Source organism: Myxococcus sp. CA039A (assembly GCF_013336645.1).
Lineage (GTDB): Bacteria > Myxococcota > Myxococcia > Myxococcales > Myxococcaceae > Myxococcus > Myxococcus llanfairpwllgwyngyllgogerychwyrndrobwllllantysiliogogogochensis.
In genome coordinates this window covers 1-16,198 of record NZ_JABUMQ010000127.1, presented here as the reverse complement: position 1 = coordinate 16,198, position 16,198 = coordinate 1, and the positions used below count along the sequence as shown (strand labels likewise).

10 protein-coding genes and 1 pseudogene are annotated in these 16,198 nt (G+C 67.7%); 6 read left to right on the top strand and 5 right to left on the bottom strand.

The genetic code is table 11. The annotated features are described in order from the left end of the window. Positions 1-155 precede the first annotated feature (155 nt). The 4 genes from HR086_RS21815 (at position 156) to HR086_RS21800 (ending at position 4,467) form a co-directional block, all read left to right on the top strand. Entirely contained in the window at positions 156-482 is a 327-nt protein-coding gene (locus HR086_RS21815; RefSeq protein ID WP_174456830.1) for a hypothetical protein, read from the top strand. A gap of 358 nt (positions 483-840) precedes the next feature. Beyond that, positions 841-2,439 (top strand): DNA-3-methyladenine glycosylase 2 family protein, encoded by a 1,599-nt coding sequence (locus tag HR086_RS21810; protein WP_254626417.1) that lies wholly within the window; start codon positions 841-843, stop codon positions 2,437-2,439. Beyond that, on the top strand, positions 2,439-2,948 hold the full coding sequence (locus tag HR086_RS21805; RefSeq protein ID WP_174466556.1) for a methylated-DNA--[protein]-cysteine S-methyltransferase: 510 nt from the start codon (positions 2,439-2,441) through the stop codon (positions 2,946-2,948). Before HR086_RS21810 ends, HR086_RS21805 begins: the two co-directional genes overlap by 1 nt. 145 nt (positions 2,949-3,093) lie before the next feature. Further along, a complete protein-coding gene (locus tag HR086_RS21800) occupies positions 3,094-4,467 on the top strand; it encodes a hypothetical protein (RefSeq protein WP_174466555.1) in 1,374 nt (457 codons plus the stop codon). Positions 4,468-4,599: 132 nt separating this feature from the next. Here the strand turns inward: HR086_RS21800 and HR086_RS21795 are convergent, their stop codons facing one another. Further along, a complete protein-coding gene (locus HR086_RS21795) occupies positions 4,600-5,598 on the bottom strand; it encodes a M28 family peptidase (protein ID WP_174466566.1) in 999 nt (332 codons plus the stop codon). A gap of 114 nt (positions 5,599-5,712) precedes the next feature. On the opposite strand from HR086_RS21795, the gene HR086_RS21790 reads away from it, so the two are divergent. Then, entirely contained in the window at positions 5,713-6,045 is a 333-nt protein-coding gene (locus HR086_RS21790; RefSeq protein WP_174466554.1) for a hypothetical protein, read from the top strand. Positions 6,046-6,165: 120 nt separating this feature from the next. Here HR086_RS21790 and HR086_RS21785 read toward each other — a convergent pair. Further along, a pseudogene (locus HR086_RS21785) lies at positions 6,166-6,948 on the bottom strand (serine hydrolase domain-containing protein); the annotation flags it as partial. A 191-nt stretch (positions 6,949-7,139) separates the two neighbouring features. On the opposite strand from HR086_RS21785, the gene HR086_RS21780 reads away from it, so the two are divergent. Further along, complete coding sequence (locus HR086_RS21780) at positions 7,140-7,745, top strand: hypothetical protein (protein ID WP_174466553.1); 606 nt, start codon at positions 7,140-7,142, stop codon at positions 7,743-7,745. A 352-nt stretch (positions 7,746-8,097) separates the two neighbouring features. On the opposite strand, the gene HR086_RS21775 is transcribed toward HR086_RS21780, so the two are convergent. The 3 genes from HR086_RS21775 to HR086_RS21765 form a co-directional block, all read right to left on the bottom strand. Continuing rightward, the gene (locus tag HR086_RS21775; protein ID WP_174466552.1) at positions 8,098-9,915 is read right to left on the bottom strand and encodes a hypothetical protein; all 1,818 of its coding nucleotides are present in this window, start codon (positions 9,913-9,915) and stop codon (positions 8,098-8,100) included. 18 nt (positions 9,916-9,933) lie between these two features. Continuing rightward, positions 9,934-14,157, bottom strand: coding sequence for a M4 family metallopeptidase (locus HR086_RS21770; protein ID WP_174466551.1), 4,224 nt, complete (start codon positions 14,155-14,157; stop codon positions 9,934-9,936). Positions 14,158-14,722: 565 nt separating this feature from the next. After that, positions 14,723-15,922, bottom strand: coding sequence for an MFS transporter (locus tag HR086_RS21765; RefSeq protein ID WP_174466550.1), 1,200 nt, complete (start codon positions 15,920-15,922; stop codon positions 14,723-14,725). Between the last annotated feature and the right edge of the window lie 276 nt (positions 15,923-16,198).

Sequence of the window (16,198 nt, the reverse complement as noted above, 5' to 3'; positions counted from 1 at the left end):
ACGCCACCCGCTGGTGGATGTCACGTGCCCGTAAAGGACGGGCCAGGAATTCTAACGGCCCGCCGCACCGCCCTCGCCAGCCATTGCCCCGGCATGAGAGAGGGGCGCTCGACGGCAAGCGGGGCTATGGTCGCCTCCCTCGTGCGGAGGTGCCCTTGAAGAAGCTCATGATTGCCCTCGCAGCCCTGCTCGGCGTCGCCGGACTCGTGATGGCGGTGCCTGCCATCCGCCAGTGGAGGGAGGACTGGCAGAACGACGACCGCGGACTTGAGCCGGGCGGACTCCTCGGATTCGGAATCCCAGCGAAGCCACTCCCGGGCCAGGCCACGCCCCCGTGCACCGGAGGGTCCCTGGGCATTAACGGCGGGTGCTGGGAGAAGGTGGAGTTGTGGCTCAGGGACTGCGGCTCTGTCGGCTACGTCCACGAGGGCGGGTGCTACGTGCCCGCGAAGACGGCCCAGACGCGCGTTCCGCCAGGGTAGAGCTTCGCCGCAGCCGCCCGCACGTCCGACGGACGCCCCGGTGTTCGGGAGCGACCAGAAGGGCTGCGCAGTCGAGCGCTGCTGGGGCCCCTCATTCCCTTTTCTACAAGCCGAACGTGAATCGCGCACCGACGCCCGCCATCCCCTCGCGGGCGTTGGCCTCGGTGAAGGCGAACAGGCCCAGGCTGGCGAGGGGCATGCTCCCTCCCTCTCAACAGGGCCTCCTTCCCTCTTATGCACGCGTTGAAGTGGCCGGTTGAGCGGCGTCGGCTGAACGAAGTTGCTGAACGAAACGGACATTCATGACGATGTCCGAATCCGGCGAGTCCACCTCCCGACGCGGTGCTAGCCTGCACTCATGTCGACGCTTGCCAACGCCACCGCGCTCCCTGACGCGCACACCTGTGAGCAGGCGCGCATCACCCGCGACCCGCGCTTCGACGGGCTGTTTTTTACCGCGGTCACCAGCACCCAGATCTATTGCCGCCCCGTCTGTCCGGCGCCGATGGCCAAGCGCTTCACGTATTACGCCAGCGCAGCCGCCGCGGAAGCCGGCGGCTACCGGCCTTGCCTGCGATGTCGCCCGGAACTGTCACCCGGCGACGGCGCATGGCGTCGTGGCGATGCGCTGCTGGCGCGCGCTTTGAAACTGATCGAACAAGGCGTTCTCGACGAACAGCCACTGTCGGCGCTCGCCGAACGCGTCGACATCGGCGAACGCCAGCTGCGTCGGCTGTTCGTCGAACGCCTCGGCGTGTCGCCCACGGGGGTGCATGGCACGCGACGCTTGTTGTTCGCCAAACAGCTGCTGACGGAAACGGCGATGCCGATCACCGAAGTCGCGCTTGCGGCCGGTTTCGGCAGCCTGCGCCGCTTCAACGCCGCCTTCCTCGAAGCCTATCGGATGGCTCCGCGCGACCTGCGCAAGCAACGAGTCGAAGTTCCCGGTGAGACCGTGACGCTGCGCCTGGGTTACCGCCCACCCTACGACTTCGTCGCGATGCTCGATTTCCTGCGCGGGCGCGCGCTGCCCGGTGTCGAAGTGGTGGATGCCACGAGTTACTCGCGAGTTTTCGGCTCGCTCGATGCGCCGGGCTGGCTGCGTGTTTCGCAATGGCCCGCATCGCATCGCCTGGCGGACGACAATGCGCTGAAGCTCGAACTGCACGGCGCGCGCACTTCGCAGATGCTGGAGATCGTCCATCGGCTGCGACGCATGTTCGATCTCGACGCGGATCCGCGGGCCATCATCGAAGCGCTCGGCGCCGATGCGCGGCTGCGTCCGTTGCTGAAGCAGCGCGCGGGACTGCGCGTTCCCAGCGGCTGGGACGGCTTCGAGATCGCGGTGCGCGCGATCATCGGCCAACAGATCAGCGTCGCCGGCGCACGCACGCTGGCGACGCGACTTTCGCATCACTTCGGTCAGCCACTGCCCGCACCCCTCGCGCCTGGACTCGACCACATCTTCCCCACGCCCGATGCGCTGGCCGACGCCGACCTGGGTGCGATCGGCCTGACACGCGCGCGTGCGCAGACCGTACGGACCATGGCGCGCGCACTTCTGGATGGCCACGTCGACTTCAAGCCGGAGCGCACGCTGGACGATTTCACGGCGCGCTGGGTCGCGTTGCCCGGCATCGGCCCGTGGACCGCGCATTACATCGCGCTGCGCGCATTGGGCCATCCCGATGCATTCCCCGCCGACGACCTGGTGCTGCAGCGCGCGGTACCCAACGATGGTTCGCGCATGACCGCGAAGGCGCTGACCGCGCGGGCGGAAGCCTGGCGTCCCTGGCGCGCCTATGGTGTGATTCATCTGTGGAAGGATTCGATGGGGCCCGCAAAGGCCACCTCCATCGCGAACGCGTCCTCCACGAACACCACGGTCAAGACCCCGCTGCTCAAGCGCACGCCGCCCAAGAGCGCACCCGTCAAGAAGGCGAAGGTGACCGCGTAATGCAAAGCAACGTGTTCTATCGCCACATCGAAAGCCCGGTCGGGGCGTTGCTGATTGCCGGCAATGACGAGGGCCTGCGGTTGATCGAGTTCCATGCACCGCGCCACCCGATGCGTCGTAGCGAGGATTGGCACGAAGGCGACCACGCGGTACTGCGGGACACTCAGAAGCAACTGGGCGAATACTTCGCGGGCAAACGCCGGGGCTTCGAACTGCCTCTTGCGCCGCAGGGGACGCAGTTCCAGCGCCAGGTGTGGTGGGAACTCGCCAACATTCCATTTGGCGGCACGATCAGTTACGCCGAACTCGCGCTGCGCGTGGGCAGACCCACGGCGACGCGCGCAGTGGGCGCGGCGAATGGGCGCAATCCGATTCCCATCGTGCTGCCTTGTCATCGCGTGATCGGCGCAAACGGCAGCCTCACCGGTTTCGGCGGCGGCTTGCCGACCAAGCAGTTCCTTCTGCAGTTGGAAGGAGCGATGCCGCGCCAGGTGGATCTGTTCGCCTGATAGGGCAGAACAAGCTCCTCGCTACAAGCCCACCATCCTCCGCCGGCGTGCCACACCGGTGTCGTCACACAGCTGAGACATGCCGCGTCACGCTTGCGTCAGGCACATGTGCTATCCCCCGGAATTCTTCACTTGGAGGAAACACATGAAGTTCCGCAATTTCGTACTCGCCTGTGCTCTGTCTCTCGGAGTCACTGCCTGTGGCAGCACGTCTCCCGACGAGTCGCCCGTCGTCCCTGTCGAGGAGACGGGCGTCTCCACCGCCGCGGCGACGGCCACCCGCATCTACGCGTACGAGCCCACCGGCACGCACGAACTCAGCTTCGAGACGCTGGGCACCTTCGAGACGCGCAACAACCGCCGCGTGCTCGTGATTCGTGGCACCACCAACCGCTACATCAGCGATGTCTTCAGCTTCGTGCCGGATGATGCCTTTGGCACGGCGAGCGTCATCAGCGAGCGGCGCTTCGAGGTCGTACTGGAGGAGGGCCACGAGCTGAACACGATGCTCTCCGGCCTGCCGCTGCTGGTCTCCATCGACACCTTCACGGGCTCGCCGACGCGGTACTACGCGCAGATCATCCTCGCGCCCCGCTTCTTCGACTTCCGCGGGCCGAACTCCATCTCCGTCTTCGAGAACGTCGACCCGGTCTACGTGCGCAACACGGCCGGCACCGAGGCCCTGATGTACCGCGGCCGGGTGGACTCGGCGGCCACGTCGCTCACCGTCACCGCGCCGGACGGCGTGCCGACGGTCTCCCGCGTGGACGCGGACACCTTCACCCTGGACTGGCGCTACCCGGCCGTGCACCTGGCCGTGGACCCGCACACCATTCCCCTCACCTTCACCGCCGCGCTGAACACCGGCGCCGTGGTGGACGAGACGGCGCGCCTCGTGGTGCGCGTCACCGGGCTGGCCATCAGCACCAACGACGACCCGTACAACACGTGGCCGTCCCCCGCATGCCAGCCGGCCGTCTACAACTGCTACCACTCGAAGCCCGCGGGCACGCTGGACTTCAGCTCGTGCGGTACCTACCGCCAGGTGCAGCGCTGCACGTACGCGAGCGCCTGCGAGGTGCTCCCCGGCCAGCCGCTGTCGCTCACCGAAATTGGCTTCCCGCTCCAGGCGCCCGACTCCGACGCCTCGGCCACGACGTGGTACGGGCTGGTCGGCATCGACGCGTACAGCACCCCGGAGTGCCCGGCCACCCCGGTGACCATCCAGACGGTGGTGGACCACCTCCACGAGACGACGCAGACCGTGCTGCCGTTCGATTGGGGCGTGGCCACCGACCGCGCCGGCATGGTGGTGGACAACTACTTCTTCGGCTCGAGCAGCGACCCGCTGCTGGCCGCCCTCGACACGTTCGCGGGCGGTGGCCCCATCCAGGCGTGGTTCGCCTGGGAGGAGATCCCCTGCCACAACTGCCACAGGTACGCCGAGTATGGCGTTCTGTACTACCCGAACAGCGGCAAGGTCATCTCGCTGAAGAGCTACCACGGCTACGACTGGTGATGAGCTCCCGCCCGGGCCGCCCCCAGCGCCCGGGCGGTCCTCCTCCAGGGAGTCGCCGCGGTCTACGGAACCGGGCCACGCCCAGGCACCGCGAGTGGACTGACGCCGAGTTGCTCAGGAGGACGTTCGACTTCACTGCGCGGGGGAGGGGCTTCCGGCCAACGTCCTCACAGCGGCATACACCCCTTGGACAGCCTGGGCCATGCGCGCGTAGTCAAGCGTGTCCCACGTGTCCCCCGCCTCGTGGTAGCGCGGGTTCCGGAAGAACGCCGTGTCCGTCACCATGACGGCCCGGTAGCCCTGCGCCCAGAAGCTGCCGTGGTCCGAGAAGTCCACCCCCTCCAGCGCCCGGGGCGCGCTCAGCGACTCCACCGGCAAGGGGCTCGCCCCCCGCATCGCCTCCGCCACGGTGTCCGTAAGCCCGCCGTCCCCCGGCGTGCCCACCACGCCGATGAAGTGGCCCGTGTCCGGGTACTTCAGCTTCAGCGCCGCCAGTGGATACTCCTGGCTGCCCGGCACGTCGGTGAAGTGGCCCAGCATCTCCAGCGCCACCATGGCGCGCACCCGCACCCCCGCCTCCTTCAACGAGCGCGCATGCACCGCGCTGCCCATGTTCCCCGTGCGGAAGTGCGGCGGCTCCTCCAGCGTGTAGGCCACCAGGTCCACCCGCAGGAGCGGCGGCTGGCGGCCCAGCCGCGCCGCCAGCTCCAGCAGCCCCGCCACCCCGCTGGCGTTGTCGTCCGCTCCGGGCGTGCCTCGCGCCGAGTCGTAGTGCGCGCCGACCACGATGCGCTCACCGTCCTCCGGCCCGAAGCGCGCGATGACGTTGCGGTAGTCCCGGCCGTCCACCCGGAAGTGCTGCGACTCCACGTGCCCTCCCGCCCGCGCCAGGTGGCCGGCGATGTAGTCCGCCGCGCGCTCCAGGTTCTCCGGGTGCCGCGAGTCCCTCGGGTGGAACGTCTCCGACAGCAAGCGCACGTGCGCCCTCAGGCGCTCCACCTCCGTTTCCGTGGCAGGGCGGTGGACCACGGGCGCTGGGGCGGTGGCGGGCGGCAGGCCCCACCTCCACGCCAGGCCGAGGCCCGCCGCCAGCACGGCGGCCCCCACTCCCATCCACGCGCGTCTTCGCATCACGTGCTCCCTCCCGCCGGGCAGGCGTCCGCAAGTGCCCGGCTATATCCAGCTTCGACCCTCCTAGCAGGGGCGAAGTTCCGAGGAGAAACGGAGCGGCTGGGACAGGGCGGCATGGGGCAGGTCTTCCGCGCCTGGGACTCGGTGCTGCATCGCCACGTCGCTCTCAAGTTCATGCAGCCGCTCGAGGGGCTCTCGGGGCCGGCGCTCACCTCGCTGCTCAAGGAGGAGGGCCAGGTCGCGGGCCTGGGGCTCAGCTACCGAGGCGTGGACCTGACCTCGACCACGTCGGTGACCCAGGGCTCGGGGAACGCCATCGAAGTGAGCCGCACGGGGGACATGACCAAGGGAATCTTCAACGAGTACTCGCTGGCCTCGGCGCTCTTCAGCCTCATGCAGCAAACCGGGGGCGCGCGGCTCCAGGGCGAGGCGAAGGTGGTGGACTGAGCGTCCGCGTCGTCGGCGAGCTCGAGCCGCCTGACGATGGCGGGCATCGCGGACCGACGGAGGCCCTTGCGAGCCCCGCCGGTCCTGTGTCCCGCGCCGGAAGGTCGGTCGAGGCCTCTGTCAGAAGAGGTCGTGCGCGGGCCACGCGCTGACGCCGTTCACGACATCCCACATGAGTTCGTCGAGGTTGATGTCGGGGGTGTTCGAGGCGGGGCTGTTGTTGGAATTGGCCATGGCGGACCAGGTGAACTCTTCGGAGCCGCTGGGCCCATGGCGGTCAGCGGTTCGCACCAACATGGCCAAGGTGCCCTGGAGGTAGCCGTTGTGCCACCAATCGGAGTCGTTGCTCACCACCCATCCCCTGGCGTAGGCGGTGGGATTGCCCGAGGGGTCGCGCGCCGTGGTGCGTGTGGTCATCGTGGTGAGTGAGGTCGTGCTCAGCAGGTCCGGGACGGTGGAGAACCCATCCGCTCTCACGGTGACGCGCAGCAAGTCGATGGGCGTGACGACCCATCCGCCATGCGCATCCATGCGACGCAGTTGCATGCCGTAGGGATTGTAGGCCTTCTTTCCGAGCTGGTGGTAGACGACCTCGTCGGGCCGACGCTCGCTCAGCGTATCGCCTCCCACGGCGAAGCTGGTGGCTCCGCTGGGTGTGAACACCTGGTCACGCATATAGGCTTCGTAGGTCATCCCCGTGACGCGTTCGATGATGCGCCCGAGGATGCTGTAGCCGAAGTTCGAATATTGGTACGTCGTCCCAGGCGCGAACTCGAGGGGCTCGCTCCGCACCACCCAGTTGATGAGCTCTTCGTGCGTCAGGCCCGCATAGCTGGCCATCGGGTCGCCCGTGCCATCGGCGCTGTTGTTGTCCCATCCGCCCGCGGTGTGCTCGAGCAGGTGCTGGAAAGAGGGACCCGGCCGCGGCCCTGTGGGCCTTCAAGGCCGCGTCCTTCTGATTCACCAGCCGCGGGTTGACTCCCCGGCGACAAGCAACGCGATAAGGTGCTGTGGTGCTCCTCGACGCCAAGCCTTCCAGGCCCCGGACCGCTCAGGCTCGCCTCGCGCGCCTCGCCGTACTCGTCGTGCCGGCGATGTTCCTCTCGACGTGCGCGACGGGTCTGCTCCTGTCCCTGCCCCCCGGCCCGCTGTGTGACGAGGGCATGGCGCTCTTCATGGAGGGCGGCTGCGACTGGGGGAAGAGCAACTTCTTCTTCTACACGAAGGCGAACCTGCTGCTGTGGATGAACGTGGTCCTCGCACTGAGCTTCCGGTGGCGCGCGGTCGCCACATGGCAGTTCCTGCCCCACCTCGCGATCCTCGTGGCGGTCGGAGTCGGCATGCAGAGCGACCCGAATTGCGACACCTACTACGACCACCCGAACGGCAGCCTTGGACAGATGGCCACGGAGGCCATCGCCTTCGCTCTTCTCGGCATGGCGCTCGCGTGGCGCTTCCGCGGTGCGCGGCATTCGACACAATTGGGGTTGCTCGTGGCGTGGAACGGGGTCCACGTCGCCATCTTCTATGCGTGGCTGTCCGTGGCGAACCACTGGGAGTGGAGACACACGTGGTACGTCGCCGCGTCCCTGCTGACGGTCGGCGTCGTCGTGCGGTGGAGCATGCCGTCGCGACCGCCCGGCGCCGCGTCGGCGGTGCCGAGCCAGCAAGCCGAACCGCTTGCGCCTCGGAGCGGATGAAGCAGAGGACACCGCGGGTGGGCTTACACCGAGTTGCTCAGCAGGACGTTCGACTTCGACGTGTTCGCCTGCGTGAGGTGTGGAGGCAGGCTTGAGGGTCTTGGCGTACGTGAGGTCGACTGCGCCGACGCCGTGACGTCCTGGGGCGTGTTCTTCAATACCCCGACATCCTCCCATCCCGTCGCTCAGCAATTCGAAGGCCCGTGCATGGGAGGCCTCGAGGTGCGGCCCTCGATGGCCCTTGATTCGAATCAAGTTCGCTGAATCCTCGAGGCGCATCCCCGCCTTGTCGTAATGAAAACGGCGGCCTCCCCTTGGGAAGGCCACCGCTCTCACTGCTTCGGGCTCCGGACTACTGAGCGGTGGTGATGGTGCCCACCTCCACGTTGATTGCCTGCAGCGAGCCGGAGGCTGGCAGCGCGTGTGCCTTGAGGACGTTCAGCGGCACCACGATACCGGCCGGCGTCTCGGCGATGACATCCACGGTCAGCGCCACGGACAGCAGCGCGCCGTCGTACGCGTGCGCCGGAGCGTCCTTCTGGTACACGCCCACGCGCAGCGTGCTGCCCTTCAACGCAGACTTGAGCAGCTGGGGCGCGGCGCCGAGCTCATAGCCACGGTTGGCCACGTACTCGGAGCCGTCCACGGTGGACCACGACGCCGTGGCCGCATCCAGCCCCAGCGTCAGGTCCGCGCCGCGGCCGGACTGGCCCGTGGGGCCCACCAGGTCCAGCACCAGCGTGTTGCCCGAAGACAGACTGGCGTTGCGAACCAGGCGCCAGCCCGCCCCCGTGGGGTCCACGTAGCTCACCGTGCCAGCAACAGGCACGGTGATGACGGAGGAGTCCTTCTTCGACGCATCCGCCACGCTGGTGGCCGTCACGGTGTACGTCCCCGGCCTGTTCGGCGCGGTGTACACACCCGTGCTGCTCACGGTGCCGTTGGCCGAACCGCCCTCGACGGCCCAGGTCACCGCGACGACGGAGGTGCCCGTCACTTCAGCCGTGAGGTTGACGACAGCCGCCTGCCCCACCGTCGCCGTCTTCGGAGTGACACTCACCTCCACCGTCGGAACGACGATGGCTTCCACGGAGAGGCTGGCCGAGTCGGACTTCGTCGGGTCCGCCACGCTGGTGGCCCTCACGACGAACGTGCCCGCGCGGCGCGGCGCCCGGTACACGCCCGTGCTGCTCACGGTGCCGTTGTCGTCTCCACCCGCCACGGACCACTGCACCGCGACGTTGTTCGTCCCAGTGACCTGCGCGGACAGGGAGAAGGAGCCATCCTGCTCCACCGTGCCCGTCTTCGGAGAGACAGCCACCGCGACCGCCTCGACGACGACAGGATCCACCGTGATGGAGGCGGAGCCCTTCTTCGTCGGGTCCGCCACGCTGGTGGCCGTCACGGTGAACGTGCCCGTCTTGTTCGGCGCGCGGTACACGCCCGTACTGCTGACGAAGCCGTTCGCGTCGCCACCCGCCACGGACCACTGCACCGCGAGGTTGTTGGTGCCGGTGACCTCGGCCGTGAGCTGGACGATGCCATCCCAAGTGGTGGTGCCCGACGAGGGGCTCACCGTCACCGCCACCTCCCCGACGACGACAGGCTCCACCGTGACGGAGGCGGAGCCCTTCTTCGTCGGGTCCGCCACGCTGGTGGCCGTCACGGTGTACGTGCCCGCCGTGTTCGGCGCCGTGTACCGGCCCGTGCTGCTCACGGTGCCGTTCTCGTCGCCACCCTCCACGGACCACTGCACCGCGGTGATGGAGGAACCGGAGACCTCCGCCGTGAGGTCCGTGGCGGTCCCCTGGCCAATGGTCACCACCTCCGGCGTCACCTTCACGATGACCGTCGGAGTCTGGACTGCCTCCACCTTGACGGTGGCCGAGTCCTTCTTCGAGGTGTCCACCGCGTTGGTGGCCACCACGGTGTACGTGCCGGCCTCGGCCGGCGCGGTGTAGACGCCCGAGCTGCTGATGGTGCCGTGGGAGTCGCCTCCCTCCACCGACCAGAGGACGCGCGGGTCCTTCGCGTCCTTCACCGAGGCGTTGAAGGTCGCCTTCTCACCGGCCTTCACCGTGACGTTCTTCGGAGTCACCGTCACCGGCCCCGAGTCGGAGTCGGTGCAGGCCACCAGCGCCCCCATCAGGAGCGGAACAATGAGCTTCATCCACGTTTTCATTGGGGATTACCGTCCGAACTGGCTGACGAAGAGAGTGATGTCGCTGTCGTTCACGGAGTCGACGCCGTCGAGGTTCGTCTCCTCGGAGCCCTGGGTGCCGTAGTCCTGCGCGAGCAGGCCCATGTCCTCTCCGTCCACGACGTTGTCGCCATTGATGTCGCCCGTGTAGACCCGGAAGGTCGCCACGGCCTTCGCCGTCGGTACCACGACGCTCACCGCGGACACGTGGCACAGGCCACGGCCCCCCGGCGCGGCGTAGACGCCGTCCGCGCTGATGGTGCCGCAGATGCGGCCCTCCACCACGGACCAGCTCACCGCCGTGTTCACCGCGTTCGCCACGTTCGCCCGCAGAGCGACCGTTTCACCCACCGGCACCACGTGCGGTGCCACCGCGAACTCCACCGTGACGGGCTGCAGCGTGAAGGGGGTGGTCGCCCTGGACCAGTTGCCGTAGGCGTCGTACGCCACCGCCTCGAGGACGTGCTCCCCCGGCGCCAGCGGAATCGGGAACAGCGGCAGCGTGTACGGCTCGGACGTGCTCCTCCCCTTCAGTGCGCCGTCCACGTAGAACTCCACGTACGCCACGCCCGTGTCGTCGGTGACCTCGGCCCGCATCGTGTAGGTCTCGAACAGGCCCTCCACGCTGGCGGTGATGTGCGGCGCGCCCTGGTCCTGGATGGTGGAGTTGCGCACCTCGAAGCTCACCGTGCGCTCCGTCGTGTTGCCCGCCTTGTCCGTGGCAGTCGCCTTGAACTCATGCGGGCCATTGGACAGGCTCCTCGTGTCGAACGCCGTCGCGTAGACGCCATCGACGTCCGTGAACGAGCTCACCGGAGCGCCGTCCACCAGGAACGCGAGGGTGGACGTCCAAACGTTGTCGCGCACGGAGGCCCGGAGCTGCACCGTCCCGTAGCTGCCCTCGACGGCCGCGGAGAGCGTGGGGCGCTGGATGTCCGCCTGGGTCGAGGTGATCAGGTTGATGTCATCCAGGAAGAACTGGGTGACTTCGTCCGCGATCTGCGGGGCCGCCGTCTGGTCCACGTCGAAGAACAACTGCACCGTCTGGCCCCGGTACGCGGTCAGGTCGAAGCGGTGCTGGATGTACTCCGCGTTGGTGTCATCCACGTTGGAGAGCGTCCTCAGCGTCGCCAACTCGGTGCCGGCGGAATCCCGCACCTTCGCGCTGAAGGTGTGGTGGGCCACGGCGTCGGTGAACGCACCGTTGTAGATGCGCAGCCAGAAGCTGAAGATGGCCGAGGTCGCGGTCGCCGGAATGGCCACGGACTGACGGACGGAGTGCCGCGCCGGACCCGCGTTGGTCCAGAAGACGTACATGCGGCTGCCCGTGTGCGCGAAGGACGCGTTGCTGAAGATGCCCGCCGAGCCCGACAAGGTCGTCGCCCCTGTCCAGCTCGTGGAGGTCTCGAAGCTGGGATTGAGCACGCGCTGGGTGGCGGTGGTGTCCACGTAGAACGTCACCACGGGAGAGTCCCCCGCGTTGGCGCCCGCGTCCGTGGCCCGGGCGACGAGCGTGTGCTCGCCGGCCGTCAACGTGGAGAGATTGACGACCCGGGTGAACGACTTGACCGAGTTGCCCAGGGACACGCCGTCGACGAGGAACTCCACCGCGTTGACGAAGCCGTTGTCGGACACGTCCGCGAAATAGCCCACGCGCGTGCCGGAGAAGACCACGTTGGCCCTCACCCGGGGCGCCTCGGCATCCGCCGCGCGGATGACGCGCAGCGAGAAGTCATCCAACTGGAAGCTGCTGGCGAGCGAGGCGTTCTCGCTGCCCTCCACGAAGATGCGCACCGTCTGGCCCGCGAAGGCCGTCAGGTCCACGCTCTGCTGCACCCAGCCCAGCGTCGCGTCCAGGTTGGACCACGTCGCCACCGTCCCCAGCACCGTGCCGGAGGTGTCGCGCACCTGCAGCGTCAGCGTGTCGCGGACGGCGGTGGTTGTCGTCTCGGCGGTGGTGAGGTTGAGGAAGAACGTCAGCGAGGCCTGGGTGACGCCAGAGGGAATCGTGACGTCCTGCCACAGCCGGTCGACGTGCGTCGTGCCCCAGCCGTTGAGCCACACGTAGCCCTGGCCCGAGTGCGTGCCGGAGGAGACCGGGAAGTTGATGTTCTCCGGCGGGTCCGCCACCCATCCCTGGCCGGCCAGCTCGAAGCCCGGGTCGGTCAGGAGCTGCTCGAAGCTGCTGGAGACGGTGAAGCTCGCCGGAGCGGACGCGGTGGAGTTTCCGGCCGCGTCGTACGCCACGGCCACCAATTGGTGCGAGCCGTTGGACAGCGAGGTGGCGTCCAGCGGCAGCTGGTACGGCTGGGCGGAGACGTTCCCCGTCAGGGCGCCGTCGACGAAGAACTCCACGCGGGCCACGCCGACGTTGTCGTCGGCCTGCGCGTGCAGTTGGAGATCAGGCGCGCTGCCAGAGACGCTCGCGGAGACGGTGGGGGACGTGCGGTCGTCGTACGTTCCGGCGGTGTAGCCCACGTTGATGGCCGCGAAGGCGTTCTGCACCGCGCGGTACTCGTTGGACTGGGAGCCGAAGAGGTCCGCCGCGGCCTGGAGGCTGCTGGTGCGGGCCGACATGTAGTTGGACGACGGGAACAGGTAGACGGTGAGCGCGCGGTACCAGATGGCCGCCGCCTTGTCGTTGCCGATGCCCCTCATGCCCGAGGCCAGGTAGGTGCTGGAGTAGTCGGTGCCGACGGACAGCGGCTGCGCGCCCTGGGACAGGAAGTAGAAGGCACGGTTCATCGGGCCGCTGCTGAAGTGTACGTCGATGTTGCCGAGGCCGGGGTACCAGGCGTCCACGCTCGCGCCGTCCAGCGACGGGCGGAACATGACGCGCAGCGGGATGTCGCTGAGCTGCTCGGCCATGAGCCAGTTGCCGCCGGTGTCACCAATGACGCTGCCGCGGCCGTTGGCCACCCAGAACTCCGTCAGGGTGCCGAAGATGTCCGAGTTGGCCTCGTTGAGGCCGCCGGACTCGCCTTCGTAGATGAGGCCCGCCGTGTGCGAGGTGACGCCGTGGGTCATCTCGTGGCCCGTCACGTCGAGCACGCCCATGGACCGCATGCCGTTGGCGGCCGGGTACGAGCCGTCGCCGTAGCTCATGCAGAAGCAGCCATCACTCCAGAAGGCGTTGTCGTAAAGGTTGCTGGCATGCACCCGGTTGTAGGTGGGCGAGCCGAAGCCGTCCACGCCGTCGCGGCCGAAGATCTTCTTGTAGAAGTCCCACGTCGTCAGCAGGCCGTAGTGCGCGTCGACGGCGGCGGTCTGACCGTTGGTGCTCAGGGTGTTGTTCGCGCCGACGATGTAGTTCTGGCCGTCGCCCCAGGTGTTGTCGGCGTCCGTGTAGAGGGTCAACGTGGGGATGACGCCGTTCTGCACGGCGGCGTGGTTGACGTCATAGGTCCGGATGCCCTCGCCGCCGGCGCGCGTGACGTCGCGCAGCTCGAAGAGGCCCTGGGGGTTCTGGAAGACGTCCAACGGCACGTCACCGCTGTATTGCGAGCGGCCGAGGCCCTTGGCCGCGGCCGTCTGGAGCGAGTTCCACTTCTTCAGCACGTCGCCCGAGTGCGCGTCGATGATGAAGTCCGTGTGCTTGACGCCGTCCTTCGCGTTCTCCAGCTCGGTGTGCACGTGGTACGCGAGCCGGTAACCCATGACCTGCGTGTCGAAGTCCGCCGCGTTCTGCTTCGCGACGGGCTTGCCGGGATAGCGGTTCACGAGCCGCGTCTGGGGGTAGACGATGAGCTCGCTCTTCGGCGCGGCACCGAACTCACCCTTGGGCGCCAGTTCCTGGGTGGCCTTCGTCACCGCGGACTTCGCATCCAGCGTGGGCGTCACGTCCAGGCGGATGCCCTTGCGCAGACCCTCACTGGTGATGCGGAGGTCCCCCACGGACAGTCCCTGGTGGGTGATGGCCAGGGCGCCCCATACGGGTACGCCCTGGTATGTCTGCGCGAACCGCGCGTGCGTCTGACCAAAGCGGTCCGTGCTGGAGCTGGACAGTTGGAAGCCGTCCCGCGAGCCGAGCCCGAGTTGGAGGCTTTGCGCCTTGAGGGTTGACAGGGATTCCGCGACACGGGCGGGTTCCCGGACCTGGAGTTGCGTCAGCGTGAGTGGTGAAACAGGGGTGAGTTTCTCAGCCGCGAGGGATGAGCTCGCCGAGAAAAGACCGGCGAGGAGCAGAGGCCACCGGGGCCACGGCTTGGACATTGAGTTGACTCCACACAGCGTTCGGGGGGACTCCCGCCGTCAGCACCCGTGGTGGCGTGCCGCCGCCGGAAGGATCACACTCAGGGTGGAGGGGCCGGACAGCCTCAGACCTTGGCCCCGTATGATCCACGGTCAGCGCAATTATCCACCACCATACAGTATCAAAACCCAATGAAACAGAGGGGAGCCCTGATGGACACAAACGGACACAATAACCACACAGCGTCGTGTCCATTTCACTTCGTGTGGTTTTCCTGGAGCAAGACAGAAAGACGCGGAAAGCTGTCAATCGAACGCATCTGTCAGGGATATCTGAACTTGGCGCCGGACGCCAACCGCGGCCCAGACGCTCTTCGCTGTCTAGGATGACCCGCACGCAGTGTTGAAGGCGCGAAGCGTCACAACGCCTTCTTCTGAAATCATGGTTTGATTTGAAAGCGGCGCGAGTGTTGCGCTGACTTGAAGGACTGCCCCACCGGCACTGCCGTATCAATCAAGTCGTCCGTTGCCTTCTCAAGCCCCTCGTTTTTGTATGCTGTCGAGAACTGACCGTCCACCGAGGTCGCTAGTCGGCCCTGCGGGGCTCCCGCATCCGGTAGAGGGCGCCGGCGGCCGCGAGGGCAAAGGCCGCGGTGGCCGCAGCGGCGGGCCAGCCGAAGAGCGAGACGATGGGGCCGGCAATGGCCGTGCCGAGACTCCCGCCAATGAAATAGACGACCATGTAGACGCTGTTGAATCGGGCCGGCTGCAGCGGATCGATGTTCAGGACCCGGCGCTGGTTGGCGACCTGGGCGGCAAACAGGCCTGTGTCGAACAGGGCCAAGGCCAATAGCATCAAGGGAGCGAAGTTCAAGGCGGGCGCCATCGCCAATGTGCATGCGAGGGCCAGCGCCAGGCCGGCGAACACGACCGGGCGGCTCCCGAACCTGTCCGCCAGTTGTCCCGCTGCGCGGGTCGCGACGATCCCCGCCACGCCTGCGAGCGAGTAGAGGCCGATGACGGTCGGCGACAGGTTGAGCGGCGGCAAGGCGAGCGCCAGAGACAGACCCATCCAGATCAGGCTGAAGGCAAAAAACCATAAAGCCCCGGACACGGCCGCCGCGCTCAGTTCAGGGGAGGTCCACAGCAATCGCGGCATGGCGACCAACGTGGCGAGGTAGGGTTGATCTCGGTGTTGAGTCGCGCCCGGAAGAATGACCCTGCTCCCCGCCGCGCAAACCAGGCAGGCGCCGGCCACGATCACCAGCATGGCGCGCCATCCAATTCCATCGGCTAAACCGCCCCCGACCGCCCGGCCAAGAAGCACGCCTGCCGATATCCCGGCCGTGACGCCTCCCAGCGCACGTCCCCGCGTTTCGGTTGGTGAGTGCTTGCCGGCCAGGGTGCTCATCTGGGCGCCGGTGCTCGCGCAGATCCCCGAGATCAGGAGAGCTATGCCAAAGGCGTAGACGTTCGTGGCGATGGCGGCGAGCGCGAGGGACAGGCTCAGGACAGCGAGCTGGACGGACACCAGCTGTCGGGCGGGATGGCGATCCACCAGGGGCACCAGAAGCGCCAAGCCGAACATGTACCCCAGGATGGGCAGGCCCGCCGCCGTGCTCGTCGTCGCGAGCGACGCGCCGAGATCGGCGGCTATGCGGGTTAGCTCCGGCTGGACGACGTAGCTCGTCGACGTGGCCACGCCGGCCGCTGCCGCGAGGAACAGGACGCCTCTTCCACCGAGGCATTCGAAGCGCGAGTCGCCATAAGGGTTCGCTGAGGTCATGCTCGCGACGCTAGGCGCGGCGCCATGATGCGTCTGGCGAGATTCGGGCCTGACCAGAAGCGCGCGCCGTGCGCAGCAGGACGTTCGACTTCGACGTGTTCGCCTGCGTGAGGTGTGGAGGCAGGCTCAAGGGTCTTGGCGTACGTGAAGGGGGCCCCCGGGGCAGGCGTGTGCCCCAAGGAGGCTCACGCGGCCTGTCCTCCGGCAGGGAGCATCTTTCGGGCGGCCCCGTCTACGGCCCTCCTCCGCCCCTCTGCTCCCTCCCTCCACCTCAAC

What these genes read in the sequence shown, in the direction of transcription:
- HR086_RS21770 (WP_174466551.1), bottom strand. Translation starts at nt 14,157, where the DNA reads ATGTCCAAGCCGTGGCCCCGGTGGCCTCTGCTCCTCGCCGGTCTTTTC.
- HR086_RS21795 (WP_174466566.1), bottom strand. Translation starts at nt 5,598, where the DNA reads ATGCGAAGACGCGCGTGGATGGGAGTGGGGGCCGCCGTGCTGGCGGCG.
- HR086_RS21775 (WP_174466552.1), bottom strand. Translation starts at nt 9,915, where the DNA reads ATGAAGCTCATTGTTCCGCTCCTGATGGGGGCGCTGGTGGCCTGCACC.
- HR086_RS21790 (WP_174466554.1), top strand. Translation starts at nt 5,713, where the DNA reads ATGGGGCAGGTCTTCCGCGCCTGGGACTCGGTGCTGCATCGCCACGTC.
- HR086_RS21780 (WP_174466553.1), top strand. Translation starts at nt 7,140, where the DNA reads ATGTTCCTCTCGACGTGCGCGACGGGTCTGCTCCTGTCCCTGCCCCCC.
- HR086_RS21805 (WP_174466556.1), top strand. Translation starts at nt 2,439, where the DNA reads ATGCAAAGCAACGTGTTCTATCGCCACATCGAAAGCCCGGTCGGGGCG.
- HR086_RS21800 (WP_174466555.1), top strand. Translation starts at nt 3,094, where the DNA reads ATGAAGTTCCGCAATTTCGTACTCGCCTGTGCTCTGTCTCTCGGAGTC.
- HR086_RS21765 (WP_174466550.1), bottom strand. Translation starts at nt 15,922, where the DNA reads ATGACCTCAGCGAACCCTTATGGCGACTCGCGCTTCGAATGCCTCGGT.
- HR086_RS21810 (WP_254626417.1), top strand. Translation starts at nt 841, where the DNA reads ATGTCGACGCTTGCCAACGCCACCGCGCTCCCTGACGCGCACACCTGT.